Consider the following 26,579-nt stretch of genomic DNA (forward strand, 5'->3'; position numbering starts at 1 on the left):
GCTCCGCCGTGCCGCCCGGCTCCCCGTCAGGGAGAGGCAGCCGCCGATCATGAATGTCCGCCGCAGCGCCGCGGTCGTCGCGGTACTGGTCGCCACAGCCGGGCTCGGCACCGGGACCGGTGCCGGTTTCGCGCCGGCCGCCTTCGCCGCCGACGCCGCGTCCGAGGCGTCCACCGCTCCCTCCGCCTCGCCCTCCCAGGCGATCCCCACCGGTCTGTACGGCCACAACGACCCCACGTACGACGGTGTCTGGCGGCAGTCGCTCACCCTGCTCGCCCTGGACACCGTGGGCGAGAAGCCCGGTGCCGCGGCCGTGCAGTGGCTGGTCGGGCAGCAGTGCGCGAGCGGGGCGTTCCCGGCGTACCGCGCCGACGCGACCGCGAAGTGCGACGCCAAGACGGCCGTCGACACCAACAGCACGGCGGCCGCGATACAGGCACTCGCCGCGGTCGGCGGGCAGGACGCCGAGGCCGGCCGGGCGGTGCGCTGGCTGAAGGACAACCAGAACGAGGACGGCGGCTGGGGCTACACCCCGGGCGGGCCCAGCGACGCGAACTCGACGTCCGTCGTGATCGGCGCGCTGGCCGCCGCCGGTGACGCCCCGGAGAAGCAGAAGAAGGACGGCAACTCCCCCTACGACGCCCTCCGCGCCCTCGCCCTCCCCTGCGGCGGCGGGGAGACGGGCGACAAGAGCGGCGCCGAGGACGGCGGCAAGAGCAAGAGCGCTGTGAAGGACGGCGGCGCCTTCGCCTACCAGCCCGACAAGAAGGGCGCTCTCGCCGCGAACGCCGACGCCACGGCCGCCGCGGTGCTCGGCATCCTGGGCGAGGGGTTCGTGGTCGGGGCGGGGAGCGGCGAGCGGAAGGGCGCGGCCTCGTTCGACGCCTGCGCCTCGGGCGACTCGCCGGAGGCCCTCGCACACAACGGGGCCGTCCACCTGGCCGGCGCCCTCACCGCCGACGGGTATCTGAAGTCGTCCCTCGCCGGTGCGAAGGACCAGCCCGACCACGGCAACACCGCCGACGCGGTCGTCGCGCTGGCCGCCGCCGGGGACGTGGACGCGACCGGGAAGCCGCTCGCCTGGCTGGAGAAGAACTACGGGGTGTGGGCGGCCAAGGCGGGGCCCGCCGCGTACGCCCAGCTCGTCTTCGCGGCGCACGCCTCCGGTGGCGACCCGCGTGACTTCGGTGGCGCGGATCTCGTGGCGCAGCTGAAGGACACCGGTCCGGCCGGTGAGGTGAGCGACTACTCCTCGGTGCCGTACGACGACACGACCGCCGGGGACGAGGCCGGCGACGGACTCGGGGCGGGCGCCTGGTGGGCGATCGGACTCGGGCTGGTCGTGGTCGCCGCCACCGCCGGGTTCGTGCTGGCGAAGGCCGGCCGGAAGCGGCTGCAGGCGTGACCGGGCGTCGCAGGGGAGCCGCACGGGGTTCGGCTGCCGTGACGTCGGGCGGCGCGCTGTCGCCGGTGCTCGTGTCGCTCGGCGCTCTGCTGCTCCTGCTGGGGAGCTCGGGGCCGGCCCACGCGGCCGCGTACCGCTACTGGTCGTTCTGGGAGCGGGACGGCTCGAAGTGGGCGTACGCCACGCAGGGGCCGTCGACCACGCGCCCGGCGGACGGGGAGGTCCAGGGCTTCCGGTTCGCCGTGAGCCGGGACTCGTCGGACGCGGTCCGGCCGCGTGGCGCCGCCGACTTCGCCGCGGTCTGCGGGGACACGGCCGCGCGGGACGGTCAGAAGCGGGTCGCGCTGGTCATCGACTTCGGTACGGCCGCCGACGCGCCGGAGGGCGAGACACCTCCGAAGGCGCGTACGGCTTGCGCGCGGGTGCCGGACGACGCGACCACGGCCGAGGCGTTGGCGTCCGTCGCCAAGCCCCTCCGGTACGACACGAACGCGCTGCTCTGCGCGATCGGGGGATATCCGGTGCGGGGCTGCGGCGAGGCGGTCGACGCAGGTGCCGGCACCGACACGGATTCCGGTGCCGAGTCCGCGTCCGGCGCCGACGGCCCGGCCGATGACCAGAGTTCGTCGGCCGACGGTGCCACCCAGGAGGGTGAAGGGCCCTCCGTCGGGCTGCTCGTGGGCGTGGGAGCCGTCGCCGTGCTGGGGGGCGCGGCGGTGTGGCGGGCGCGGCGGCGTCGGGGATAGGGCGGCGCGGTGCGAGGGTTCACGGGGCGCCCGGAGTCGGGGGCGGCCAGGCACGGGGTGCGCGGCCCGGCGGTACGAGGGGGCGGGGTGCATCCCCTCGCCTGGTGGGTCTGGGCTCTCGGGCTCGGCACCGCCGCGTCCCGCACCACCAACCCTTTGCTCCTCGCCCTGCTCGTCGCGGTGGCCGGATACGTCGTGGGCACGCACCGGACCGACGCCCCCTGGGCCCGCTCGTACACCGCGTTCGTGAAGCTCGGGCTGGTGGTGCTGGGCGTCCGGCTGGCCTTCGCGGTCGTGCTGGGGTCGCCCGTACCCGGAACCCACACCCTGGTCACGCTCCCCGAAGTGCCGCTTCCCGCCTGGGCGCAGGGGATCCGGCTGGGCGGCCGGGTCACGGCGGAGGGGTTCCTGTTCGCGCTGTACGACGGGTTGCGGCTGGCCACCTTGTTGATCTGCGTGGGTGCCGCCAACGCCCTGGCCAACCCGGCCCGCCTCCTCAAGTCCCTCCCCGGCGCCCTGTACGAGGCCGGCGTGGCCGTGGTGGTGGCGATGACGTTCGCCCCCCATCTGGTGGCGGACGTACAGCGGTTGCGGGCCGCGCGGCGGCTGCGGGGCCGGCCGGACCGGGGCGTACGGGGGCTGCTGCAGGTCGGACTGCCGGTGCTGGAGGGCGCGTTGGAGCGGTCGGTGGCGCTGGCCGCCGCGATGGACTCGCGCGGCTACGGCCGTACCACCGAGGTCCCGGCACGTGTCCGCCGTACGACCGCCGCGCTCACCCTCGGTGGACTGCTCGGCGTCTGCGCGGGAACGTACGGAGTGCTGACCGCCGAGGGTGGCGGCTACGGCCTCCCCGTGCTGCTCGCGGGAGTGGCCGCCGCGCTGGCGGGACTGCGGCTGGGCGGCCGTCGCTCACCGCGCACCCGCTACCGGCCCGACGCCTGGGGGGTACGCGCGTGGCTGGTGGCCGGGTCCGGGGTGGCCGTCGCCGCGCTGCTGATCGTCTGTGCCGCGTACGACCCCGCCGCCCTGCACCCCACCGTCGTCCCGCCGACCTCCCCCGACCTGCCCCTCCTGCCCGCCGTCGCGATCCTGCTGGGCCTGCTGCCCGCGTTCGCCGTCCCCGCGCCGACCGCCGCCCCGTCCGAGGAGGAAACCTCATGATCCGCTTCGAGGACGTGTCCGTGACGTACGACGGCGCGGCCGAACCCACCGTCCGGGGCGCGGACTTCGAGGTCCCGGAGGGTGAACTCGTGCTGCTCGTGGGGCCGTCGGGGGCGGGCAAGTCGACCGTGCTGGGGGCGGTGAGCGGGCTCGTGCCACACTTCACCGGGGGCACCCTGAGCGGCCGGGTGACGGTGGCGGGGCGGGACACCCGTACCCACAAGCCGCGTGAACTCGCCGATGTGGTCGGCACGGTGGGCCAGGATCCGCTGGCGCACTTCGTGACGGACACGGTCGAGGACGAACTCGCCTACGGGATGGAGTCGTTGGGGCTCGCTCCGGACGTCATGCGGCGCCGGGTGGAGGAGACGCTCGACCTGCTGGGTCTCGCCGACCTCCGGGACCGCCCCATCGCCACGCTCTCCGGCGGCCAGCGTCAGCGCGTCGCGATCGGCTCCGTTCTCACCCCGCACCCTCGCGTGCTGGTCCTGGACGAGCCGACCTCCGCCCTGGACCCGGCCGCCGCCGAGGAGGTCCTGGCCGTGCTGCAGCGGCTCGTCCACGACCTGGGCACGACCGTGTTCATGGCCGAGCACCGCCTGGAACGCGTCGTCCAGTACGCCGACCAGGTCGTCCTCCTGCCGACCCCGGGCACCCCGCCCGTCCTCGGCCCTCCGGCCGACATCATGGCGGTCTCCCCCGTGTTCCCCCCGGTCGTGGACCTGGGCCGAGCGGCCGGCTGGTCCCCGCTCCCCCTGACCGTCCGGGACGCCCGCCGCCGCTCGGGAGCACTGCGGGAAACCCTCGCGGCACAGACACCGGAAGCCCCGAAGGGGCGCGGGGGACTGCGCGACCAGCCACGGACCACCCGCACACCGCACACGACACGAACCCCCGAGCTCTTCCCGCCCCCACCCCTCCCCCTCCTCCGGCGCATCCTCGGCAAACGCCCCACCCCCCACACCCCCTCCCCTCACGACCACCCGGCGACGATCTCGACCCTCTCCGTCCACCACGGCCGCGTCCGCGCACTCACCCACGTCTCCCTCACCGTCACCCCCGGCGAGACGATCGCCCTCATGGGCCGCAACGGCGCCGGCAAGTCCACCCTGCTGTCCGCGCTGGTCGGCCTGGTGGAACCGGCGGCCGGTTCGGTCCGGGTGAGCGGCCTGGTCCCCCACCGCACGGCGCCCCCGGACCTCGTACGCCGCGTGGGCCTCGTACCGCAGGAACCCCGTGACCTGCTGTACACGGACACGGTCGCGGCGGAGTGCGCGGCTGCGGACCGGGACGCGGGGGCCGCCCCGGGCACGTGCCGGGCCCTGGCCTGCGAGCTGCTGCCCGGCATCGGCGACGACACGCACCCGCGCGACCTGTCGGAGGGGCAGCGGCTGGCCCTCGCGCTGGCGGTCGTCCTCACCGCCCGCCCGCCGCTGCTCCTGCTCGACGAACCGACCCGGGGCCTCGACTACGCGGCCAAGGCACGCCTGGTCACGCTGTTGCGCGGCCTCGCGGCCGACGGGCACGCGATCGTCCTGGCCACGCACGACGTGGAACTGGCCGCCGAGCTGGCCCACCGCGTGCTGATCCTCGCCGACGGGGAGGTCGTGGCCGACGGGCCGACCGCCGAGGTGGTCGTCGGCTCCCCCGCCTTCGCCCCGCAGATCACGAAGATCCTCGCCCCGGGGCCCTGGCTGACCACGGCCCAGGTACGACGCGCCCTGCGAGCGGCGGCCCCGGAGGCCACCCCGGAGGAGCACTCATGAGCAGCCCGTCGCGCGTCCGCCCCGTCCCGCTCTCCGCCCGTACCGTCGCCGCCCTCCTCCTCGTCGGTCTCGTCGGGGCCGCGGCCTTCGGCTGGCCCTTCTTCGCGGACCCCGGTTCACAGGTGACCGCCCACGCGCAGGACGCGCCCTGGCTGTTCGCCGGGCTGCTGGTGCTGCTGGTCGGGGTCGTCGGCGCGACGCTCTCCGAGGCGGGGCTCGGGGCGAAGGCGGTGGCGATGCTGGGGGTGCTCGCGGCGGTCGGCGCGGCGCTGCGCCCCATCGGGGCCGGAACCGCCGGGATCGAGCCGATGTTCTTCCTCATGGTGCTCAGCGGCCGTGTCCTCGGCCCGGGGTTCGGCTTCACCCTCGGCGCGGTGACGATGTTCTCGTCCGCGCTGCTCACCGGGGGTGTGGGCCCGTGGATGCCGTTCCAGATGCTGGCGATGGGCTGGTTCGCGATGGGTTCCGGGCTGCTCCCGGGCGCCCACCGCCTGCGCGGCCGCGCCGAACTCGTCCTGCTCGCCGGCTACGGCTTCGTCGCCGCCTTCGCGTACGGCACGGTCATGAACCTCTACGGTTGGCCCTTCATCGACACCCTGGCCTCGACCATCGCCTACGACGCGGACGCGGCCCCGGCCGCCAACCTCACGCGTTTCCTCGCGTACTGCCTGGCCACCTCACTCGGCTGGGACCTGGGCCGCGCGGTCGTCACCGCCGTCCTGACCCTCACCCTCGGTACCGCCGTCCTCAAGGCGCTGCGCCGGGCCACCCGCAGGGCCGCGTTCGAGAGCGCGGTCACATTCACTCCGCCCGCCCGGTGACGCTCGGGCGAGGCGCGCTCACCGTCCGTCGCGCGAGCCGTGAAGCACCCCACAGGACCCAGGTCACATACGAACCGGGCTCGTAGATCGAAATGCTTGGCATGCGCACGTCCTTATGGGCGCTGACCTGGGCTTTGAGAGCCACGTCACAGAAAGGGTCTTCGGCGCGGATACGACGACAACTAGCAAAAGGGATCATTGCGGACGCCCGCTCCGGCTGTTTCTCTGGATGAGTCGCAACGGCGCCGACGTGCCCACCGGGCCTCGGCGCCGACGTACGCCCCCACCGCACCTCAGGTGGTGAAGGCATGCCCGCGACGACCATGACCCCGAAGAAAAGGATCCCCGTGACCCGCTCCGCTCTCCGCCGCATCGCCTCCCCGAAGAAGGCCCTCGCCGGTGCCACCCTGGCCGTCGCCGCCACCGGTGCCCTGCTCGCCGCCGCGCCCGCCCAGGCCGCGTCGGAGGCCTCCCAGGCTCAGGCTGTCGCGAAGAAGATGATCGGGAACTCGGCCCAGTACAAGTGCTTCGCGAACATCGTCGACCACGAGAGCGACTGGGACGTCAACGCGACCAACGCGTCCTCCGGCGCCTACGGCCTGGTCCAGGCGCTCCCCGGCTCCAAGATGGCCTCCGCCGGCTCCGACTGGAAGACCAACGCCGCCACCCAGATCAAGTGGGGCGTGGACTACATGAAGGACCGCTACGGCAGCCCGTGTGGCGCGTGGAACTTCTGGCAGGCCAACAACTGGTACTGATCCGGCACCACCGGCGCGACTGAGCGCCACCGGCACCACCGGATGCCACCTGCGCGACCGAGCGCCGGCACAGACCGAAGACGGCGGCCCCCGATCCCCGGGGCCGCCGTCTTCGTCGTGTTCCAGGGGCCCTGCCGACCTCCCCCTCCTCACCCTCTCTCGTCCGGTCCGCACGCCACGCCCGGCTCCTGGTCCGGCAGGTACAGCGCCTTCTCCTGCTCGGTGAGGTCGCGGTGCACGGCTCGGCAGAGGTGGTCGATCGCCTCGGCGGGCAGCGGCAGGTCGACGTCCCACAGACGGACACGGTCGCGGTAGTCACCGACCGCGAGGGTGCGGCCGTCGGGACTGAACGCCAGCCTCGCCGCGCCACCGTCGGGGAGGGTCTCCCGGGCGTACCGGGTGGTGGTGTCCCACAGCCGTACCGTGCCGCCCCCGGCCGTGGCGAGCGTGCGCCCGTCGGGGCTGAACGCGAGCCTGACCGGGCCCTGGCTGAGGCTGACGGTCAGCGTGGCGTCGAGGTCTCCGGTGCCGGTGTCCCACAGCCGTACCGTGCCGTCGGCCTCGGCGGAGGCGAGAGTGCGGCCGTCCGGGCTGAAGGCCATCGACTCCACCTGCCGGAACATCAGGGCCGGATCGTCGCGCGCCCCCGCGGGCGCGGCGTCGGCGGCCGGTTCCGTGAGGGTGCGGCGGACGCGTCCGGTGTCGGGATCGCGCAGCCGGATCTCCGCGTTCTGGCCCCCGGTGGTGGCGAAGAACTCGCCCGTGGGGCTGAACGCCAGCGCCGATCCCTCCTCGGCCTTGGGCAGTTCGGCGCGGGGTCGCCCGGTGCGGGGGTCGTAGAGGCGGAGGCCGTCGCCCACCGTCACCAGGGTGCGGCCGTCCGGGCTGAAGACCATCGCGTTGACGAAGTGGTCGGGGAGGGTGATCCGCGGTCGGCGGGTGCGGACGTCCCACAGCTGGGCCCGGATGTCGGTGGTGAGGGCGAGCGTCCGCCCGTCGGGGCTGAAGACGACCTCCCCGACGTGGGTCAGACCCTCGTCGAGCACGGCGTGCGTGCGGCGGGTGGCCGTGTCCCAGAGCCGTACCGTGCTGCGCATGTCCCTGGGGTCGTCGGACCTCGTGCTGCTGCTGGTGACCAGGGTGTCGCCGTCGGGACTGAAGGACATCGACTGCAGATCGTCGCCGGGGACGTCCAGCGTGGCGCGGGGACGGTTCGTGCCCGCCCTCCACAGCCGGACCGCGACGTCACCGCCGCCGCCGAAGGTGTCGGCCTCGTTGCCCGCGGCCAGTTCGGTCCCGTCGGGATCGAACGCCACCGACATGACGGGGCTGGTGTGGCCGGTGAGGGTGGTGCCGGCGCGGCCGGTGGCGAGGTCCCACAGGCGTACGGTGCCGTCGTAGCTGCCGGCGGCCAGGGTCCTGCCGTCCGGGGCGAACGCCATGGACTCGACCCTGCTGCTGGCGCTGGTGAGGGTGGTCCGCTGCTCGCCGTCGGCCACGTCCCACAGATGGACGGTGCCGTCCTCGGTGCCGGTGGCCAGGGTCTTCCCGGCCGAGTCGAAGGCCAGGGAACTGACCACGCCGGTGCCGCTCTTGAGGGTGTGGAGCACCTTTCCCGTCGCCAGGTCCCACAGTTGGGCGGTGTGGTCCCGGGTGCTGGTGGCGAGGGTGCGTCCGTCGGGGCTGAACGCGACCGCCATCTCCAGCCCGGTGGGGCCCTTGAGGGTGGTCACGACCCGGCCGTCGGCCACGTCCAGCACCTGCCCGCCCTCGGCGACGGCGAGCGCGCGGCCGTCGCGGTCGAAACCGACCGCCGCCATGTTGTCGTCGTCGGGGTCGCGCAGGGCGACCGAGTCCCGTACGCGTCCGGTGTCCAGGTCCCACAGCCGCGCGTCGTCGCCATGGCTGGTGGCGAGGGTGCGGCCGTCCGGGGCGAAGGCCACGGTGCGGACGAGATCGGGGGCGTCCGCGTCCGAACGGCCGGTGAGCACCTTGCCCGTCCGTCCGGTCCTGGTGTCCCACAGCCGTACCGTGCCGTCGTAGGCGCCGCTGGCGAGTGTCTTCCCGTCGGGGCTGTAGACCAGCGCGGACACGGTCTCGGCGTGTCCGGTCAGCCGGCGTTCGAGGGGGACGGCCGCGGCGGCGTACAGACTCCGGGTGGCCTCGCGGGTGGGGCTCGTCCGGTACGCCTTGATGGCCAGCAGCGACGCGAGGTCGGTGTCGCTGTCCAGCAGGGCGGCGGACTGTGCGGCCAACTGGCGGGAGAGACCTTCGCGTTGGGCGTCCAGGGCGCTCTGGCGTTGCCAGTAGGCGACGGTGGTGGCGGTCAGGGCGAGGGCGAGCAGGCCGGCCAGGGAGGTGACGAGGACGCGCAGTCGGCGGGTGGTGCGGGCCTTGGCACGTTCCTCCTGCTCCAGCGCGCCGAGACCGGCCGCGAGGAAGGCGGCCTCCTGGTCGGTCAGGTCGTCGGTGTGCCCCGGCCCCCCGAAGTACTCGCGCGCCCTGGCGAGTCGGCTCCCCCGGTACAGCGCGCCCGCGTCATGGCCCAGTTCCTCCCAGGACCGGGCCGCCTCGGTCAGGTGCCGGTGGGCTCGCAGCCGGTCGCGGTCCTCCTCGATCCAGCCGCGCAGCCGGGGCCAGGCGGTGATGAGCGCCTCGTGCGCGAGGTCCACGGTGGGGCCGTCGAGGGTGAGGAGGCGGGCGCGGGTGAGCGCCTCCAGGACCCGGGCGACCTCCTCCCGTCCGGTGCCCGTGGTCTCCAACTCGGCCCGTTCGGCGGGCCGGCGGGTGTCGGGGGTGCCGTCACCGGGTGAGATGAGCCGCAGCAGCACCCGGCGGGCGGTGGCCGCCTCGCTGTCGGTGAACCGGCTGTAGACGTCCTCGGCGGTCTTGGCGATCGCGCCGTCCAGGCCGCCGGCCGCCTCGTAGCCGGCGAGGGTGAGGGTCTTGCCCCGGCGGCGCCGCCAGGTCTCCAGCAGGACGTGGGACAGCAGGGGCAGTCCGCCGGGCGCGTCGGTGATCTCCTCGACGAGCCGGGTGGTCAGCGCCCGCTCCACGGTCAGCCCGGCGGCAGCGGCCGGCTTGACGACGACCTCGCGCAGTTCCGCCGGAGTCATGGGCCCGGCCAGCAGGTTGGCGTCCCCGAGTGCCTCGGCCAGCGCGCGGTGCTCGGCACACCGGCCGTAGAAGTCCGCGCGCACAGCCAACAGCACCCGCAGCCCGCTGCCCGGATCGCGTGCGGTGAGCAACAGGTCGATGAACCGGGCGCGTTCGACGGGGTCGTGGCAGAGGGTGAACACCTCCTCGAACTGATCGACCACGACGAGCGTGTCACCACGCCCGGGTCCGACACCGGCACGGCCGGAGCCGGTACGGCCGGCGCCGGAGCCACGGACGGGGCCGGAGCCGGAGCCGGAGTCGGGCCCAGTGCTGAAGCCGGCGTCGGAGCCGGGGCCGACGCCGGAGCGGAGGCCAGGGCCGGAGCCGGGGCCAGACCTGGAACCGGTGCCACCGCCGACACCAGAGCCAGAGCCGGTGCCTGTGCGAGTGCCGGCGCCGGTGTCACCGCCGCCCCCCGTACCCCCGCCACCCCCGCTCGTCTCCCGCAGCAGCTCATAGGTGCGGGACAGTTGGTCGCCGGGGGTCAGGATGCGGATCGCGGAGGGCCGTAGGGCCGGGTCCTCGGATTCCCTCAGGACCGGGATCAGGCCGGCGCGCAGCAGGGACGACTTGCCGATGCCGGAGGGGCCGAAGACCGCTGCGAACCGCCGTCGGCGCATCAGGTCCACGAGGTCGGCGGTGAGGCGGTCCCGGCCGAAGAAGAGGCCGCTGTCCCCGGTCTCGAACCGGGCGAGCCCCCGGTACGGCGGCTCCGCGGCCGTCTCGTCGGCGTCCGGATCGAAGTCCGCGGCCTCCTCGACCGCTTGGTGCCACCGGGCCTCCCACTCCGCCGGGTCGCCCCCGCAGGCCCGTACGAAGGCCAGGGCCACCGGCAGCGTGGGCAACTGCTCGCCGCCCGCGGCCTGGGAGAGGGTGGTGATCGAGTAGCCCGCCCGTCCGGCCATCGCCCGGTAGGTGAGGCCGCCCGCCTCGGTCCGCAGTTTGCGCAACTCGAACGCGAACCGTTGCACCGGCCCGGCCCCCGGATCGACCGGCACCTCACGACGACCCGCCACCGCGCTGTTCCCCTCCCACCACACCCACACCGTCCGCCACCAACGTACGCATTCGGCCGCCCAAGCGGAGAGATCGCGTCCGGCCATTGTTTGGCAGCCTCGACCCCCCTGCCTGACAATGCGCGACCCGGTGAAATCAGTGGTGTGAGCGGTACGGGGGCCGCGCACACGGGGGAACGGGCGGTTCGACCGGCCGCCACGGGGGAGTACGGCGGGACGGGGGACGTGCCGCCACGGGGGAAGGCCCTGCTGGTCGCGGGACGACCAGCAGGGCCTCTTTTTTCTGCTCCCCCTCTTCCTCCTCCCCGCCCGTCAGAGCCGCTGGATGATCGTCCCGGTCGCCAGCCCGCCTCCGGCGCACATCGTCACCAGCGCGAACTCCTTGTCCGTACGCTCCAGCTCGTGCAGCGCGGTCGTGATGAGCCGCGCCCCGGTCGCGCCCACCGGGTGGCCGAGGGCGATGGCGCCGCCGTTGACGTTCACCTTCTCCAGGTCCTGGTCGAAGACCCGCGCCCAGCTCAACACCACCGACGCGAAGGCCTCGTTGATCTCGACCAGGTCGATGTCCTTCAGCGACATCCCGGCCTTGCCCAGCACGGCCTTGGTCGCGTCGATCGGCCCGTCGAGGTGGAAGTGGGGGTCGGAGCCGACCAGCGCCTGGGCGACGATCCGGGCCCGCGGCCGGAGCTTCAGCGCCCGCGCCATCCGCTTGGACGCCCACATGATCGCCGCCGCGCCGTCGCTGATCTGGGAGGAGTTGCCCGCCGTGTGGACGGCCGTCGGCATGATCGGCTTCAGTCGGGCGAGCGCCTCCGCCGAGGTGTCGCGCAGCCCCTCGTCGTGGTCGACGAGCCGCCACATGCCCTGCCCGGCGCTCTGTTCCGCCTCGGTCGTCGGCACCTGGACGGCGAACGTCTCCTTCTTGAACCGCTCCTCGGCCCACGCGGCGGCGGCCCGCTCCTGGGACCGCAGGCCCAGCGCGTCCACGTCCTCCCGGGTGAGCCCCCGGTGCCGGGCGATCCGCTCGGCGGCCTCGAACTGGTTCGGCAGATCGACGTTCCACTCCTCCGGGAACGGCTTGCCCGGCCCGTGCTTGGACCCCGACCCGAGCGGCACCCGGGACATGGCCTCCACCCCGCAGCTGACCCCGACGTCGATGACGCCGGCCGCCACCATGTTGGCCACCATGTGCGAGGCCTGCTGTGAGGAGCCGCACTGGCAGTCGACGGTGGTCGCGGCCGTCTCGTACGGCAGGCCCATGGTCAGCCAGGCCGTGCGCGCGGGGTTCATGGACTGTTCGCCGGCGTGGGTCACCGTGCCGCCGACGATCTGCTCGACGCAGTCGGCGGGGATGCCGGTGCGGCCGAGGAGTTCACGGTAGGTCTCGCCCAGCAGATAGGCGGGGTGCAGGTTGGCGAGCGCGCCGCCGCGCCTGCCGATGGGGGTGCGTACGGCTTCGACGATCACGGGTTCCGCGGCCATGGGGAATCCTCTCGACGGTTACCCGCGCGGCGCGGGGCGTCCCGGCCCGGCCCGCCACGCAGAACTAGTACGCGTTCTAGTTCTCCTCAGCAGTCTGCGGAGGGTCACTCCGGCACCGCAAGGGGCGTGCGGCAATTGGCAGCCGATTGAGGAGCCCGCACCCCTTGCCAGTTATAGAACCCGTTACTACCGTCACCGCAATTCCTTAAATCTGATACTCCGTCAGGAGTTGCCGATGCCCTGTCCAGCGCTGCCCGACGGGTTCGACCTCACCGACCCCGACCTGCTGCACCACCGTGTCCCCCTCCCGGAGTTCGCCGAACTGCGCCGCACGGAACCGGTCCACTGGATCCCGCAGGCACCCGGCATCGCGGGCTTCGCGGACGAGGGCTACTGGGCCGTCACCCGGCACGCGGACGTCAAGTACGTCTCCACGCACCCGGAGTTGTTCTCCTCGACGGTCAACACCGCGATCATCCGCTTCAACGAGCACATCGAGCGCGACGCCATCGACGCCCAGCGGCTGATCCTGCTGAACATGGACCCGCCGGAGCACACCCGGGTCCGCCAGATCGTGCAGCGCGTGTTCACCCCGAGGGCGATCCGCGCGCTGGAGGACAACCTGCGCCACCGGGCACTCACCATCGCCCGCGAGGCCGCCGCCCGTCCCGGCTCCTTCGACTTCGTCACCGAGGTCGCCTGCGAACTCCCCCTCCAGGCCATCGCCGAGCTGATCGGCATCCCGCAGGAGGACCGCATCCGGATCTTCGAGTGGTCGAACCGGATGATCTCCTACGACGACCCGGAGTACGCCATCACCGAGGAGGTCGGCCAGCAGTCGGCGATGGAACTCATCGCCTACGCCATGAACATGGCCGCCGACCGCAAGCAGTGCCCGGCGAAGGACATCGTCACCACCCTGGTGGCCGCCGAGGACGAGGGGAACCTCGCCTCCGACGAGTTCGGGTTCTTCGTGCTGATGCTGGCCGTCGCGGGCAACGAGACGACCCGCAACGCCATCACCCACGGCATGCACGCCTTCCTCACCCACCCCGACCAGTGGGAGCTGTACAAGCGCGAGCGCCCGGCGACGGCAGCCGAGGAGATCGTGCGCTGGGCGGCCCCGGTCAACGCCTTCCAGCGCACCGCCACCCAGGACGTGGAACTCGGCGGCAAGCTCATCCGGAAGGGCGACCGCGTCGGCATCTTCTACGCCTCCGCCAACCACGACCCGGACGTCTTCGAGAACCCCGACGCCTTCGACATCACCCGCGACCCCAACCCCCACCTGGGCTTCGGCGGCGGAGGCCCCCACTTCTGCCTGGGCAAGTCCCTCGCGGTCCTGGAGATCGACCTGATCTTCAACGCGATCGCCGACGCGATGCCGGGCCTCCGCCTCGCCGGCGATCCCGACCGCCTGCGCTCCGCCTGGATCAACGGGGTGAAGCACCTCCAGGTGACCACGGTCTGAGCCTCCCACCCGCAACCTTCACCCCCACCCCGACTCGGGCCGACGGCCTCCCGGCGCCGTCGGCCCGTCCGGCCCGGAGGCAGGGGCCGCGGGCAGGGGCCGCGCCCCTACGCCCCGCCCCTGTCTCCGCCGTCCCCGGTCGCTCCCCCGCCCTCTCCGGTCGCTCCTGCGCCGTTGGGCGGGACGGCCGTCGCGAGTCGGTCCGTCGTCGGTGGTTGCTCGCGCAGTTCCCCGCGCCCCTTTCGGGGCGCGGTGGTGCGCGGCCCCGTCAGGAGGTAGGTGAGGCCGAAGCCCGCACCGACCACCATCGCCCCGCCCACCGCGTCCAGCACCCAGTGGTTGCCCGTCGCCACGATGGCCAGGAGCGTGAAGAAGGGGTGCATCAGGCCGAGGATCTTCATCCACGCCTTGGGGGCGACGATCGCGATCGTGAGGCCGCACCACAGGGACCAGCCGAAGTGCAGGGACGGCATCGCCGCGTACTGGTTGGCGAGTTCGGTCAGTCTGCCGTAGTCCGGGCGGGAGAAGTCCTGGACGCCGTGGATGGTGTCGATGATGCCGAGGCCGGGCATCAGCCGCGGCGGCGCCAGTGGGTAGAAGAAGAAACCGACGAGCGCGAGGACCGTGGTGAAGCCGATGGCCGTGCGGGCCCAGCGGTAGTCGGCGGGGCGGCGCCAGTAGAGCAGGCCGAGGACGGTCAGCGGGACCACGAAGTGGAACGAGGTGTAGTAGAAGTCGAAGAAGGCCCGCAGCCAGCCGATTCCGACGACCGCGTGGTTGAACCAGTGCTCGACGTCGAGGAACAGGGCCTCCTCGACGGAGAGGATCTGCCGGGCGTGCTCCTCGGCCGAGGCCCGGCTGCCGGTGGCCTCCAGGCGGGTGCGCTGGTAGGCCGCGTACACGACGCGGATCAGCAGCAGTTCCAGGAGCAGGTTCGGCCGGGTCGCCACCCGGCGCAGCAGCGGCGCCCAGTGGAAACGGGTCTGCGCCTTCGGGGCGTACTGCGTGGGCACGGGTGCCCGGTAGTACTCCGAGGTGCGGGACAGGAAGGGCACGACGAGGGCGGCGGCGAGCGCGGCCAGCAGGACGACGTTGTCCCGGACGGGGTGCAGGACGTCCACGTTCGGGACCATCATCTTCGCCGGCAGGGTCATCACCAGGACGACGGCGACCGGCCACACGTACCGCGAGGACTGCTTCGTGCCGACCCGGCCGACGGCCGCGAGCAGCACCCACAGCAGCTGGTGCTTCCAGGACGTGGGGGAGACGGCGACCACGACACAGCCGGTGATCGCGACGGCGAGGAGCAACTGCCCGTCGCGGGCGTAGTGGACGGCCCGCCGCATGCCGAACACGGCGACGGCGGCGGCCAGCGCAAAGAAGACGACGATCTCCAGCGGGCCCGTGAGGCCCAGCCGGAGCAGGGCGCCGTGCAGGGACTGGTTGGCGAGGTCGTCCGCCCGGCCGCCCAGGCCCACGCCCGCGAGGTGGTGCACCCAGTAGGTGAACGAGTCGTGCGGCATCGCGGCCCAGGCCAGTGCGGTGGCCCCGGCGAACGTGATCCCGGTACTCGCGGCGGCCCGCCGGCGGCCGGTGAACCACAGCAGCGGCACGAACAGCAGCACAGTCGGCTGGAAGGCCGCGGCGAGCCCTATGAACGCACCGCTGGTCCGCTCGCCCCGCACCGCGAAGCAGCCCGCGAGGACGAGCAGCACGGGGATGATGCTGGTCTGGCCCAGGTACAGGGTGTTGCGCACCGGCAGCGACAGCATCAGCAGGGTCACTGCCACGGGAGCCGCGAGCAGGGTAGTGCGGCGGGTGACGGGCTGGGGCAGGGCGCGGGCGGCGACCAGGCCGAGGGCGACGACCAGCAGGAGGGTGCCGAAGGTCCAGCCCCAGCCGAGGGCCTGTTCGGCCGTCCGGGTGAGGGGCTTGAGGACGAGGCCGCCGAAGGGGGTGCCGGTGAAGCGCGTCGAGTCGTACAGCGAGCCGTTCACATGGAGCACTCCGCTGGGCCCGACCCAGGTCTCCAGGTCGGTCAGCCGCTCGCCCCTGGGCATGTGGAGCACGACCGCGATCTGACGCACCGCCAGGATGCCGGCGACCAGCCACAGCACTGCCCGCAGGGCCCCCAGGCGCGCCGCCGCCGCACCGGTACCCACGGCTCCGCCCGGTCTGCTCTGCTCCGTCGCCACGTGCTGTCGTCCTCCCGCCCCGTCGGCCGTCCCACCGAGGAGGCTCGCGCCGTCCCGTTGGTGAGACGCGGGCAACCCCGACTTCACCTGAGAGTCGCCCTCGCTTGTCCGGACGACGATAGTCCGCGCGGGACCGTCGTCCCGCTCAAGGGCACGGCACGGATCACGGATGCGCATCGCGCGCACGGTGGTGACAGACCACTGACGAACACCTGGAACCATGGCCCCGAGCGGTACGGCAGGTCAGCGGGGCAGTGGAGAGGCACGGGGGATGAAGGGTTTCGTACGGGGGCGCGCGCGTCCGGTACCGAGGGTGCGTGAGGGGCGCGGGATACGCGGACGGCTTGTGGTGGTCGTGCTGGCGCTGTTGGGGCTCCAGTTGGCCTCGCTCGTGGCACCGGCGTACGCCTGCGGCTGCGGTGCGATGGTGCCGGACGACCAGCGGAGTGTGTACGTGAGCCGCGAGCGGTCCGTGGTGCGCTGGGACGGCCGCGAGGAACAGATCGTGATGAGTCTGACGGTCTCCGGCGACGCCCGGACGGCCGCGTGGATCATGCCGGTGCCGAACCGGGCGACGGTGCAGCTGGGCGACGCGGCCCTCTTCGACCAGCTCGACGAGGAGACCGCGCCCGTGTACGAGCGGCGCGAGTACTTCTGGCCACGCTCGGACGACTGGCCCTTCGACATGTTCGAGGGCGACGGCGCGGGGGACGCGGCGGCCGGGGGCCCGCGGTCCCCGGTGGACGTCGTCGGCCGCGAGCGGCTCGGCCCGTTCGACGTGGCGCGGCTGACCGCCACCGACTCCGGAGCACTCGGTGACTGGCTGGACGAGAACGGCTTCCGGCTCCCGGACCGTCTGGACACGGCGCTGGAGCCGTACGTCCGGCAGAAGTGGGAGTACGTGGCGATCCGGCTGGCGCCGGAGGACTCGGCCGGCGGCACCCCGCTGTCCGGCACCCTCGACCCGCTTCACCTCACCTTCGCCAGCGACGAGCCGGTCTATCCGATGCGGCTGTCGCGGCTGGCCGACACGCCGCAGGCGCTCGGGCTGTACGTGCTGGCCGAGCACCGGATGGAGCCGAGCTCGGCGATCGGCGGGGACGAGCCGGAGGTGACGTTCGCCGGCCGGCTCGGCGCGCCGGTGGGCGCCCTCGGCGACCTGGCCGCGGGCGGCACGGACTTCCTCACCGCCGTCGAGCAGGACTTCCCGCGGCCGGAGCGGATCTCCGGCGACCACACGCTGCGGCGGGCCGCGGCCGACGACACCTATCGAGAGGTCATTCACGTGGACGAGATGTGGACCGTCTGGGGCATACCCGGCTGGCTGCTGTCCTTCGGCATCGGCATCGCCGTGCTGGCGATCAAGGCGGTGGCCGTCGCGATCGTGCTCAAGCGCAACGCCAAGCGGCAACTGCCGCCCGTGCCACCGCCGGGCGCCTTCATGCCGCCGGGCGCGTACCCTCCGGGCGCCTACCCGCAGGGCGCGCACATGCCGCCGGGAGCGCACATGCCGCCCGGCGCTCCGGTTCCGCCCGCCGCTGCGGTGCCTCCCGGCGCTCCCGCGCCCCCCGGGGCCGGTCCGGCGCCCGCACCGGAGGCCGCGGCCGACCCCAAGTCCGCGCCGAACGGCTGACACACCTCCGGGAACCGCTGACAGGGAGCCCACCCCGCGCCTATATTCATTAGCACATCTACTTAGCTGCTCTAAGTAAGTTCCCTGATGGAAGGCGCGGGAGGCACAGCTTCATGAGCGAGTCACGGACCTGGGACGACGTGGACGCCTACTTCTCCACCCACCTCGCCCCGAACGACGAGGCCCTGGCGGCGGCACTGCGCGACAACGAGGCGGCCGGGCTCCCGGCCATCGACGTCGCCGCGGGCCAGGGCAAGTTCCTCCACCTCCTCGCCCTGATCCAGGGCGCCCGGCGCATCCTGGAGATCGGCACCCTCGGCGGCTACAGCACCATCTGGCTGGCCCGCGCGCTGCCCGCCGACGGCCGGCTGATCTCCCTGGAGTACAGCGCCCGGCACGCGGAGGTCGCGTGCCGCAACATCGCGCGCGCCGGGCTCGACCACCTCGTCGAGGTACGGGTCGGCCCCGCCCTGGAGTCGCTGCCCAAGCTGACCGACGAGAACCCCGAACCCTTCGACCTGGTCTTCATCGACGCGGACAAGGCCAACAACCCGCACTACGTGGAGTGGGCCCTGAAGCTCACCCGGGCCGGCAGCGTCATCGTCGTCGACAACGTCGTACGCGGCGGCCGGGTCGCCGACGCCGACAGCACCGAGCCGGACATCCGCGGCACCCGGGCCGCCATCGAACTCATCGCCACGCACCCGAAGTTGTCCGGCACGGCGCTGCAGACCGTGGGCAGCAAGGGGTACGACGGCTTCGCGCTGGCCCGGGTGACGGACTGACCCACGCGAGGGAGCGTGGGTCCCGTCAGCCCTCGTGGTAGAAGCCCACGTTGACGCTGCGGGGGGCCGTGCGGTCGTGGATGACGAGTTCGCCGGAGCTGCCGTGCGGCAGCTTCGCCGTGCCGCCGTACGGCAGAGGCGAGGGCTGGTGGCCCTGCAGGGTCAGCCGCACCTCGGAGGACGGGTCGGCGTGCGAGCCGCGCAGCCACGTGACCTGCCAGGTCCCGTCGGGGCCGCACAGGAACTCCAGGTGCACACGGGAGACGAAGAGCCAGTCGTCCGGTGTGGCGAGCCGGCACACCGCCCGATCGCGGCCCACCCGGAGCACGCCGCCCGGCTCGCTGGGCGCGTCGGCCATCTGCATACCGGCCGTCGCCCCGGCGTCCGCCTCGGAGACCGAGGCCATGGTGAGTTCGAGCACGTACCGCTCCTAACGGGTCAAACTCCAATTGTCGCTGCGCACGGCACGTTTGGCACGCCGCCGCCGCATGATAAATCGCCGGATCGTCCTGTTGTGCGGGCTCCGGCACAATGGAGGCATGACCGAGCGAAAGCCACCCGGTGTCAGCTTCGAGTCCTTCGTCGACAAACAGATCCGCGACGCCGAGGCGCGCGGCGACTTCAAGAGCCTCCCCGGCGTCGGCCGGCCGCTGGAGGGCGACGACACCACGTACGACGAACTGTGGTGGATCAAACGGAAGATGGCCCGCGAGGGCCTGTCGGTCCTGCCCCCGACGCTGGCCCTGCGCAAGGAGGCCGAGGACGCGCTCGCGACGGCCGCCGAGGCCCCTTCCGAACGCGTCGTCCGCAAGATCGTCACCGAGATCAACGCCAAGATCCGCGAGATGATGTTCAAGCCCCCACCGGGACCGCCGCTCGGCCTGAAGCCGTACGACGTGGAAGAAGTCGTACGGCAGTGGCGTGAGCGCCGGGAGGGGCGGCAGCGCCAGGAGGGGTGAGCCCGACGGCCGGCCGCCCGGCACCGGTGCGGCCGACCCGGTCCCCTGACGACCCCGGCGTCCCTATGCTGAGGGACATCGGGGGAAGGGGTTGGTGTGGACGCTGCTGCCGTCGGTGCTCGCCTGGCGTCGAGCGTGGTCGCTCCGCTGGTCAAGAAACTCTTCGTGCAGCAGGGACCCGGCGCCGGTCTGGTCTCCGAGCCGATCAGGGTCTCGGGCCTGGTGTCGTTCCGGGGCGAGAAACGGACCCTCGGCGAGAAGGAACTGCAGAAGGTCGCAGCGGAGCTGGTCGCGCGGGCCGTCGGTTCGGCCGGGCCGGTCGAACGGCCGGTGACCGTCGACGAGCAGGAGGCCCTCGCCACGGCGCTGGCCCGGACCCTCGCCGCGCTCGGCGACCTGGAGATGGACGACGTCCAGGCGGTGCAGCTCGGCCACCGGGCCCTGTCCAGACGGCTGCGCGACGCCGATCCCCGGGTGACCTTCGACCTGTCCGACGACGCCGCCCGGCTGCACGACACCCTGGTGGACGTCGCCTGCCTGCACATCCTGCACTTCTTCACCCAGCGCTCGACCTTCGTCGCCCGCACCCTGGTCAGCCAGAGCAGCCAACTCGCCGAAGCCGTCACCCGGATCGACCTCCTGCTGGAACGCACCCCCTCACGGATCGGCGAGGACGCCGCCTTCGAGGCGCGGTACGCGGCCTACGTCATCGAGAAGTACGGCACGCTCACCATCTACGGCATCGACTTCACCAACTCGCCCGCTCAGTGGCCGCTGGACACGGCCTATCTCAGCCTGGAGCTGGGCGTCGGCGAGGGCACCCGTCAGCTGCCGATCCGCGCCGATCACGTACTGGACGGTCGCGACCGGGTACTGCTGCGGGGCGTCGCGGGGTCGGGCAAGACCACGCTCGTGCAGTGGCTGGCCGTCACCGCCGCCCGGGGGACCACGCTCGACGGCCATCTGGCCTCCCTCGCCGGGCGGGTCCCGTTCGTGCTGGCGCTGCGGACGCTGACGCACTCCTGGCACGACCTGCCCACACCCGGACGGTTCCTCACCGCCGCCCGCAATCCCCTCGCCGACGCCCAGCCCCACGGCTGGGCCGACCGGGTCCTCCAGGCGGGACGCGGTCTGCTGCTGGTCGACGGCGTGGACGAAGTGCCGACCGCCGTACGGGAGAAGGCCAAGGAGTGGCTGCGCGACCTGATCGCCGCCTACCCGGGCAACCTGTGGCTGATCACCTCCCGCCCCTCGGCGGTGCGTGAACACTGGCTCGACGGCCAGGGGTTCACCGAGGGCTCCCTGGCGCCCATGAGCACGGCCGACGTCAACCACTTCATCCGGCGCTGGCACTCGGCGGCACGGGCCAGCGACACCTCCGACTGGGAACTGCTGGACACCTACGAGCAGTCGCTGATGGCGGCCGTACGCACCAAGGGCGATCTCTCCCGGCTGGCCACCAACCCCCTGATGTGCGGCCTGATCTGCGCCCTGCACCGGGACCGGCGGGGGTTCCTCCCCCGGGCCCGCAAGGACCTGTACGACGCCGCCCTGTCGATGCTGCTCTCCCGCCGTGACATCGAGCGGAACATGGGGCTCACCGACAGCATCGACCTCACCGAGGAACCGAAGACCCAACTGCTGCAGAAACTCGCCTACAAGTTCCTGCTGAACGGCAAGTCGGAGATCGACAGCGACCAGGCGGAGCGGATCATCGCGCACACCCTGCCCTCGGTGTCCGCCGCCGCGAGCCAGGGCACGGCGCAGCAGGTGTTCCGGCATCTGCTGCTGCGCAGCGGGGTGCTGCGCGAACCCGCGCCCGGCACGATCGACTTCGTCCACCGCACCTTCCAGGACTACCTGGGCGCCAAGGCGGCCGTGGAGGAGGGCGATCTGTCCCTGCTGGTGCTGCGCGCCACGGACAGCCAGTGGGAGGACGTCATCCGGATGGCCATCGCGCACGCGCGGCCCAAGGAGCGCGCCGTCCTGCTGAGCGAGCTCATCACGCGCGGCGACGTCGCCGTCCCCCGCCGCCGCACCCTGCTGCACCTGCTCGCCATGGTGTCGCTGGAGCACGCGACGGAACTCGAACCCTCGATCCGCGCCCGGGTGGAGGAGCGGGCCGCCCGGCTGATCCCGCCCAGGAACAACACCGAGGCCCAGGACCTGGCCCAGGTGGGTCCCGTGGTCCTCGAACTGCTCCCCGGCCCGGAGAACCAGGAGGCCGGCACCGCCGTCCACACCGTACGGACGGCGACCCTGATCGGCGGCGACGCGGCGATCCCCGTCCTCGCCCGGTACACCGACCACCCCGACCCGGTCGTCCGCAGCCAGGTCGCACAGGCCTGGCACCGCTTCGAGACCGAGCAGTACGCCGGCGAGGTCATCGCGAGGCTCCCCGGCGACGACATCTACTTCGAGATCGTCACACGGGCCGAACTGGACGCGATCAGCCGCCTCGGCGGCCGGCCGCGGCTGCGGATCGGGGACGACCTCACCCCGGACGACCTGGTGAACGCCCTCGCCCCCGAGAGCCTCACCTGTCTGTGGCTGCGCGCCGACCGGACGCCCACCTGGGAGTGGCTCACCGCCTTCCCCCGTCTGCACACCCTGCTGCTCGACCGGAGTTCCACCGCCGTGGACCTGTCGACGCTGGCCGCGCATCCGACGCTGCGGACCGTCGGCATGGACCCCAGACAGCGCACGGCGCAAGGGGGGCGCCCCGACCCCCGCTTCGAGATCACCACCGTCGTCTGACCGGGCCCGGCGGCCGATCGGCCCACGCCCGCGCCCACGCGCCCCCGCCGGCCCCCGCACAGAAGACCGCGCCCCGGGGCACGACCCGGGGCGCGGTCTCGTCGGGTGCCGCTGTCGCCGTCAGAGGCGCAGCAGCCGTTCGGTCAGCTCCCGGTAGTCGCGCAGGGCGAGGCGGAGCTGTTCGGTGTCGGTGGAGGTGGCGCGGTCGTCGGCGCCGGTCTCCCAGGTGTTGCGGAGGGTGCGGCGCCGCTCGGTCATCGCGTCGGTGAAGCGGGCGGTGACCTCCTCCAGGACGTGATCGGCCTCCTCGACGGCGGACCGGGGCCCGTCGACGAACCCGCCGACCGCGTGCTGCAGCCGCAGCGTCAGCTTGTCGCTCTCGTCGTGGGGCAGCAGGGGGGACCCGGTGGACCGGGAACCGTTCCCGCCGGAAGCCCTGGTGGCGTCCTCGCCGCGGCCCCGGCCGAGGGTGTCCTCGCCCCGGACCCCGCCGGGCTCTTCGCGGACACCCATCGTCCTGTGCTCGGCGTGACCTCCGGTGCGGCCTTCCGCGGCGTCGTGGCCGGCCACCAGCGGAGCCCCGGTGCCGCCCGCCGCCGAGCCGGCCGCGTCCGCCGCCCGGCTGCCCGGAGGGATGCCGCTCGCCCGTGTACCGTCCCGCCTGGCGTCGGCCTCCCGCGTGTCACGCGGACCGCGTTCGCGGATGCCCTCGCCCCTCGTCATGTCGTCGGTCATCCCCCTCAACTCCCTTTCGCGTGGCGCCTGGCCGGCGCCCATGGCAGATGGGACCGGTGACGGCCGTCGGCGGCCGCACCGTCGCGCACGTCGCGTCGCGCGGAGCCGTCCCGGTGGGCCCGGCCCGCGTGCCCGGCCGAGGCGTCGCGGTCCGCTCGCGCGTCCCGGCGGCTCGGCGTCACCAGGTCCTCGAACAGGGCCCGGGCCTCGATCATGGCCTCGCGCAGATCCTCGGTACCGGTGCCGGGGCCGGGGTCGACACCGTTGGCGTCGAACGCTCCCGTGCCCGTGCGGCCCTGGGCGGTGTCGCCGGTGGTGTGCGCCGCGAGGTGCACCCGGCGGTAGCCGTGCACATGGTGGGCGTGGTGGACGGAGAGCGCCTCCAGCTGGGTCTCGTAGCGGTTCCCGTCCGGGAAGCCGCGGGCCTCGGCCACCTCGGAGATCAGCCGGTCCGCCTCGGCGACCGCCTCACGGGGCGAGTCGACGAAGCGCTCCTGGGCGGCGGCCCAGCGCGACTCGTACCGTTCGCGCTCGGCGGTCGGCAGCGGCCGCTTCTCCAGCGAGCCGTGCCGCTTGACCCGCTCCGCGAGTTCCCGGGCGGCGGCCCGCTCGTCACCGTCGTGGCGGGCCACGGTCCGGTCGTACTCGGGGCCGAAGCGCCGCTTCAGCGAGCCGCCGCCCCCCGCGCCCCTCCGGGCGCGCAGCGTCAGGACGGCGGCCACGACGACCACGAGCGCCACGATCACGATCAAAGCGATGATCAATCCTGTGGACATGTATGCCTTCCAGAGTCCTCGGCCCGGGCGTCTCGCCCCGTCGGGCCGTTTCGCACCGGGTTGCCCGAACCCGTTCGTTCAAACGGCAAGCGCGTGCGCGCGGGACGAGCGCGGGACGGCCGCGTGACACCCGGGGCGGCGGCGTAAATCGTTTGCGAGGCGCCCCGCCCCGCTCCCGACAATGACCGCCATGACCCGTTCGACACCTACCCCGGCTCCGAGGCCCCCCGCACCTCGCACCACCGGCACGCCGACCGCGGAAGGCTGGTCAGTGGCCGCCGAGCCCCACGACTCCGCCGTGGCCGCGGCCCTGTGGCGCGCGTACTACACGGAGGTCAGCGACCGCTGGTACCGGCTCCACGAAGGGCGTGCCACGGACCCGGACGAACTGGAGCGGGAGGTCGCGGCGGACACCGGTGAGTACCTCGCGCCACCGGGCGGACTGCTGCTGGTGGCACGGTACGAGGGCGAGCCCGTCGGCACGGCGGGGGTGCGGTTGGCGGACGCCACGACGGCCGAGTTGAAGCGGGTCTACCTACGGCCGCGGGCCCGGGGCCGGGGCGGCGCCGCGCTGCTCGTGACGGCGGCCGAGGACGCGGCCCGCGCGCTGGGCGCCGAGCGGATGGTGCTGGACACCCGCAACGACCTGGTGGAGGCCCGCGCGCTGTATGCCCGGCTCGGCTACGCGGAGAGCGCCCCGCACAACGACCACGCGTACGCGGACCACTGGTTCACGAAGGCACTGACGGCGACGTCGGAGCCGTCGGCGGCGCGGGTGGTGCCGGCGGTGCCCCCGAGCCCCGCCCGTCGGCCGGCCGGCGGGTGATCGCCCCCTCGGAGTGCGGCCGTTCCTCGTCGGAGCCGCACAGCTCGGCGTTGAGTTCCTCGACGAGCCGGACGAGGTCGGTGGGGCGGTCACGGCCCCACCAGTCGCCGAGAAGCTCGGCGAGGGAGTCCTCGCGGGCCTTGGCGAGCCGGTCGGCGGCCTCATGGCCGGCGTCGGTGAGGACGAGGTCGATGCCGTCGCGACGGGCGAGACGGCACTCCTCGACCTGCCGGGTCGCGGCCATGATCACGTCGAGCGGAACGGTGCTGCGCTCCGCGAGGACGGCGGGCTCGGCCCAGCCGTAGCGCCGGATCCGCAGCAGCAGCCAGCTCGTCGCGGGCAGCAGGTCGTATCCGGCCCGTGCGGTGATCTTCCGGTAGATCTCGCGGCGGCCCTCCCGGGAACCGAGCACCGACAGCGCCCGGCACACCTCGTCGTACGACGACCGCTCGACCGGGTTGCTGGCGAGTGTCTCCGTGGCGTCCGGCGCCGTCACGGACGCCCGCAGCCGGTCCTCGCGCAGGAACCAGGCGAGGACGAAGCCGAGCAGTGCGACCGGGGCCGCGTAGACGAAGACGTCGGTGATGGAGGAGGCGTACGCGTCGAGGACGGGCGGGCGCAGCGCGGCGGGGAGGTCGGCGATCTCGCGGGGGTCGGCCTTCAGTCCCTCCACGGTGACGCCGGCGGGCAGCGCGGCCCCGTCGAGCGCGTCGGTGAGCTTGTCGCCGAGGTGGCCGGCGAAGACCGTACCGAAGACGGCTACGCCGAACGAGGCACCGATGGACCGGAAGAAGGTCGCGCCGGAGGTGGCGACGCCGAGGTCCTCGTAGGAGACGGCGTTCTGCACGATGAGGACGAGGACCTGCATCACGAGGCCGAGCCCGGCGCCGAAGACGAAGAGGTACGCGCTCATCTCGCCGTCGCCGCTGTCCGCGTCCAGTTGGTGCAGGAGCAGCAGGCCCAGCGTGGTGACGGCCGTCCCGGCGAGCGGGAACACCTTCCAGCGGCCCGTACGGCTGACGATCTGCCCGGAGACCGTCGAGGAGAGCAGCAGCCCGAACACCATCGGCAGCATGTGCACACCGGACATGGTCGGCGAGACACCCTGCACGACCTGCAGGAACGTCGGCAGATAGGTCATCGCCCCGAACATCGCGAAGCCGACGACGAAGCTGATGACGGCGGAGAGGGTGAAGGTGCGGACGCGGAACAGCTTGAGCGGCAGGACAGGTTCGGCGGCCCGCCGTTCGACGGCCACGAAGACGACGACCAGCAGCACGGCCAGCACGCAGAGCCCGATGATCTGCGGGGAGTTCCAGTCCCAGGTGGTGCCGCCGAGGGAGGCGACCAGGACGAGACAGGTGGCCACGGAGGCGATGAGGAAGGTCCCGAGATAGTCGATGACATGCCGTTCGGAGCGGCGCGGGATGCGCAGCACGGCGGCGATGACGACCAACGCGACCGCTCCGACGGGCAGGTTGACGTAGAACACCCACCGCCAGCTCAGATGCTCGGTGAACAGCCCGCCCAGCAGCGGCCCGAGCACGCTCGTCGCTCCGAAGACCGCGCCGAACAGCCCCTGGTAGCGCCCGCGTTCGCGTGGTGGGACGAGGTCCCCGACGATCGCCATCGACAGCACCATCAACCCGCCGCCGCCGAGGCCCTGAAGCGCCCGGAACCCGATCAACTGGGGCATGTCCTGGGCCGCTCCGCACAGCGCCGACCCGATGAGAAAAATCACGATCGCCGTCTGGAACAGCCGCTTGCGGCCGTACTGGTCGCCCAGCTTCCCCCACAGCGGGGTCGCCGCCGTCGCGGCCAGCATGTACGCCGTGACCACCCACGACAGGTGCTCCAGCCCGCCGAGGTCGCTCACGATCGTCGGCAGCGCCGTCGACACGATCGTCTGGTCCAGCGCGGCCAGCAGCATCCCCAGCAGCAGGGCCCCGATGGAGACCATCACCCCGCCGGGCACCCGCTCCGACGTGGGGACGCCGTGGCCACGGGGGCCGTAGGGGGGTGTGCGGCCGACGACGGCGCCGGTGGGGGCGGGCCCGCGGGAGGCCCCCTGCGTGGGACCGTGGGAGGCCCCCGTCATGGGCCTGGGCGCGGGCTCGCGAGGGCCCGG

The 26,579-nt window shown here is 73.1% G+C and carries 19 protein-coding genes; 12 read left to right on the forward strand and 7 right to left on the reverse strand.

What is annotated here, in order from left to right; all coding sequences use genetic code 11:
* The first annotated feature begins 49 nt into the window (after nucleotides 1-49).
* From GWK25_RS32540 to GWK25_RS32565, 6 genes are all read left to right on the forward strand, one after another.
* On the forward strand, nucleotides 50-1,405 hold the full coding sequence (locus tag GWK25_RS32540; RefSeq protein WP_215455140.1) for a prenyltransferase/squalene oxidase repeat-containing protein: 1,356 nt from the start codon (nucleotides 50-52) through the stop codon (nucleotides 1,403-1,405).
* Between the two features lie 38 nt (nucleotides 1,406-1,443).
* Entirely contained in the window at nucleotides 1,444-2,151 is a 708-nt protein-coding gene (locus tag GWK25_RS32545; RefSeq protein ID WP_308404368.1) for an SCO2322 family protein, read from the forward strand.
* A gap of 87 nt (nucleotides 2,152-2,238) precedes the next feature.
* On the forward strand, nucleotides 2,239-3,312 hold the full coding sequence (locus tag GWK25_RS32550; RefSeq protein WP_215455141.1) for a CbiQ family ECF transporter T component: 1,074 nt from the start codon (nucleotides 2,239-2,241) through the stop codon (nucleotides 3,310-3,312).
* Nucleotides 3,309-5,078, forward strand: a complete 1,770-nt coding sequence (locus GWK25_RS32555; RefSeq protein ID WP_215455142.1) for an ABC transporter ATP-binding protein — start codon at nucleotides 3,309-3,311, stop codon at nucleotides 5,076-5,078. Before GWK25_RS32550 ends, GWK25_RS32555 begins: the two co-directional genes overlap by 4 nt.
* Entirely contained in the window at nucleotides 5,075-5,899 is an 825-nt protein-coding gene (locus GWK25_RS32560) for an ECF transporter S component (RefSeq protein WP_215455143.1), read from the forward strand. Before GWK25_RS32555 ends, GWK25_RS32560 begins: the two co-directional genes overlap by 4 nt.
* 308 nt (nucleotides 5,900-6,207) lie before the next feature.
* Nucleotides 6,208-6,657: a transglycosylase SLT domain-containing protein gene (locus GWK25_RS32565; RefSeq protein WP_217180204.1), complete on the forward strand. Its 450-nt coding sequence runs from the start codon at nucleotides 6,208-6,210 to the stop codon at nucleotides 6,655-6,657.
* A 149-nt stretch (nucleotides 6,658-6,806) separates the two neighbouring features.
* Here the strand turns inward: GWK25_RS32565 and GWK25_RS32570 are convergent, their stop codons facing one another.
* On the reverse strand, nucleotides 6,807-10,832 hold the full coding sequence (locus GWK25_RS32570; protein ID WP_215455144.1) for a helix-turn-helix domain-containing protein: 4,026 nt from the start codon (nucleotides 10,830-10,832) through the stop codon (nucleotides 6,807-6,809).
* A gap of 312 nt (nucleotides 10,833-11,144) precedes the next feature.
* Nucleotides 11,145-12,314, reverse strand: coding sequence for a steroid 3-ketoacyl-CoA thiolase (locus tag GWK25_RS32575; protein WP_215455145.1), 1,170 nt, complete (start codon nucleotides 12,312-12,314; stop codon nucleotides 11,145-11,147).
* A gap of 235 nt (nucleotides 12,315-12,549) precedes the next feature.
* Here GWK25_RS32575 and GWK25_RS32580 point away from each other — a divergent pair, with 235 nt between their 5' ends.
* Nucleotides 12,550-13,785 carry a cytochrome P450 gene (locus GWK25_RS32580; protein WP_215455146.1) on the forward strand — a complete coding sequence of 412 codons (1,236 nt, stop codon included), beginning with the start codon at nucleotides 12,550-12,552 and terminating at the stop codon, nucleotides 13,783-13,785.
* A gap of 107 nt (nucleotides 13,786-13,892) precedes the next feature.
* On the opposite strand, the gene GWK25_RS32585 is transcribed toward GWK25_RS32580, so the two are convergent.
* Complete coding sequence (locus GWK25_RS32585) at nucleotides 13,893-15,980, reverse strand: bifunctional glycosyltransferase 87/phosphatase PAP2 family protein (RefSeq protein WP_215455147.1); 2,088 nt, start codon at nucleotides 15,978-15,980, stop codon at nucleotides 13,893-13,895.
* Between the two features lie 313 nt (nucleotides 15,981-16,293).
* Here GWK25_RS32585 and GWK25_RS32590 point away from each other — a divergent pair, with 313 nt between their 5' ends.
* Nucleotides 16,294-17,613, forward strand: a complete 1,320-nt coding sequence (locus GWK25_RS32590) for a DUF2330 domain-containing protein (protein WP_308404369.1) — start codon at nucleotides 16,294-16,296, stop codon at nucleotides 17,611-17,613.
* 113 nt (nucleotides 17,614-17,726) lie between these two features.
* A complete protein-coding gene (locus GWK25_RS32595) occupies nucleotides 17,727-18,398 on the forward strand; it encodes an O-methyltransferase (RefSeq protein WP_215455149.1) in 672 nt (223 codons plus the stop codon).
* Nucleotides 18,399-18,423: 25 nt separating this feature from the next.
* On the opposite strand, the gene GWK25_RS32600 is transcribed toward GWK25_RS32595, so the two are convergent.
* Nucleotides 18,424-18,819, reverse strand: coding sequence for a hypothetical protein (locus tag GWK25_RS32600; protein ID WP_215455150.1), 396 nt, complete (start codon nucleotides 18,817-18,819; stop codon nucleotides 18,424-18,426).
* A gap of 118 nt (nucleotides 18,820-18,937) precedes the next feature.
* Here GWK25_RS32600 and GWK25_RS32605 point away from each other — a divergent pair, with 118 nt between their 5' ends.
* Nucleotides 18,938-19,357 (forward strand): DUF1992 domain-containing protein, encoded by a 420-nt coding sequence (locus GWK25_RS32605; protein WP_215455151.1) that lies wholly within the window; start codon nucleotides 18,938-18,940, stop codon nucleotides 19,355-19,357.
* Nucleotides 19,358-19,453: 96 nt separating this feature from the next.
* Nucleotides 19,454-22,114: an NACHT domain-containing NTPase gene (locus GWK25_RS32610; protein WP_215455152.1), complete on the forward strand. Its 2,661-nt coding sequence runs from the start codon at nucleotides 19,454-19,456 to the stop codon at nucleotides 22,112-22,114.
* Nucleotides 22,115-22,234: 120 nt separating this feature from the next.
* Here GWK25_RS32610 and GWK25_RS32615 read toward each other — a convergent pair whose 3' ends face one another.
* Together GWK25_RS32615 and GWK25_RS32620 are read right to left on the reverse strand one after the other, a co-directional pair.
* A complete protein-coding gene (locus GWK25_RS32615) occupies nucleotides 22,235-22,849 on the reverse strand; it encodes a hypothetical protein (protein ID WP_215455153.1) in 615 nt (204 codons plus the stop codon).
* Between the two features lie 5 nt (nucleotides 22,850-22,854).
* Nucleotides 22,855-23,625 carry a hypothetical protein gene (locus GWK25_RS32620; RefSeq protein WP_215455154.1) on the reverse strand — a complete coding sequence of 257 codons (771 nt, stop codon included), beginning with the start codon at nucleotides 23,623-23,625 and terminating at the stop codon, nucleotides 22,855-22,857.
* A 181-nt stretch (nucleotides 23,626-23,806) separates the two neighbouring features.
* Between GWK25_RS32620 and GWK25_RS32625 the strand changes: the two genes are divergently transcribed.
* The gene (locus tag GWK25_RS32625) at nucleotides 23,807-24,451 is read left to right on the forward strand and encodes a GNAT family N-acetyltransferase (RefSeq protein WP_215455155.1); all 645 of its coding nucleotides are present in this window, start codon (nucleotides 23,807-23,809) and stop codon (nucleotides 24,449-24,451) included.
* Here GWK25_RS32625 and GWK25_RS32630 read toward each other — a convergent pair.
* Nucleotides 24,357-26,549 (reverse strand): DHA2 family efflux MFS transporter permease subunit, encoded by a 2,193-nt coding sequence (locus GWK25_RS32630; RefSeq protein WP_374200702.1) that lies wholly within the window; start codon nucleotides 26,547-26,549, stop codon nucleotides 24,357-24,359. The two genes, GWK25_RS32625 and GWK25_RS32630, sit on opposite strands and share 95 nt — an antisense overlap.
* Between the last annotated feature and the right edge of the window lie 30 nt (nucleotides 26,550-26,579).

It is taken from the genome of Streptomyces sp. ATCC 21386 (genome assembly GCF_018728545.1).
Classification (GTDB): domain Bacteria; phylum Actinomycetota; class Actinomycetes; order Streptomycetales; family Streptomycetaceae; genus Streptomyces.